This is a genomic window from Psychrobacter sp. 16-MNA-CIBAN-0192, assembly GCF_040309565.1.
Taxonomy (GTDB): Bacteria; Pseudomonadota; Gammaproteobacteria; order Pseudomonadales; family Moraxellaceae; genus Psychrobacter.
Genome location: NZ_JBEOOX010000531.1, coordinates 1 through 251, shown reverse-complemented (window position 1 = coordinate 251; position 251 = coordinate 1). Strand labels below are relative to the sequence as shown.

The following is a 251-nucleotide window of genomic DNA, read 5'->3' as shown; positions in this document are numbered from 1 at the left end:
GCAAGGCGTTCTTCAGTTGATTGCGTATTAGAAGAGGGTTTAGACGGTTGAGCTTGAGATTTCTTGACCCATGCTCTAAGTGTTTCTGGGGTACATCCCAGTTTATCTGAAATCGATACTAGCGCAGCCCAAAGAGAAGGGTATTCATGCTGTTGTGTGGTAACAAGCCTAATTGCACGTTCACGAAATTCTGATGTATAGCGATTTGATTTTTTCATAGTTCCAGTTTCTCAAGTTATTGAGTCTCTGGC

1 protein-coding gene is annotated in these 251 nt (G+C 42.2%); it reads right to left on the bottom strand.

The annotated features are described in order from the left end of the window. Positions 1-218 (bottom strand): transposase (locus AAEY78_RS14265; RefSeq protein ID WP_352340083.1); only part of this gene is annotated, 218 nt, incomplete at its 3' end. Between the last annotated feature and the right edge of the window lie 33 nt (positions 219-251).